At 57.4% G+C, this 235-nt stretch carries 1 protein-coding gene; it reads right to left on the reverse strand.

Annotation, left to right across the window (positions count from 1 at the left end; all coding sequences use genetic code 11):
* On the reverse strand, nt 1-217 hold a 217-nt coding region (locus tag R0J92_RS26710), incomplete at its 3' end, for a HipA domain-containing protein (RefSeq protein ID WP_411053906.1).
* Between the last annotated feature and the right edge of the window lie 18 nt (nt 218-235).

The following is a 235-nucleotide window of genomic DNA, read 5'->3' on the forward strand; positions in this document are numbered from 1 at the left end:
GTGGGACTGTGAGCGCTTGGCAAAAGTCTTCCTGCGGGAGCCGGATCAAGCGGCCATCTTTGGTCGAGCGCCGATCAAACCGCGTCACGATACGGCTCCGCACGTCTTCAAAATCTGCTATCTCGCTCTCAGCCACATCCATGCCCATGGCGCGGCAAAAGCTCATGCAGAGAAATTCATTCTCGACGCTGTCGGATAGATCAACCCCAGCAGGCAGGACGCCACGGTGGGATTT

Source organism: Tritonibacter sp. SIMBA_163 (assembly GCF_046535935.1).
Classification (GTDB): Bacteria; Pseudomonadota; Alphaproteobacteria; order Rhodobacterales; family Rhodobacteraceae; genus Epibacterium; species Epibacterium scottomollicae.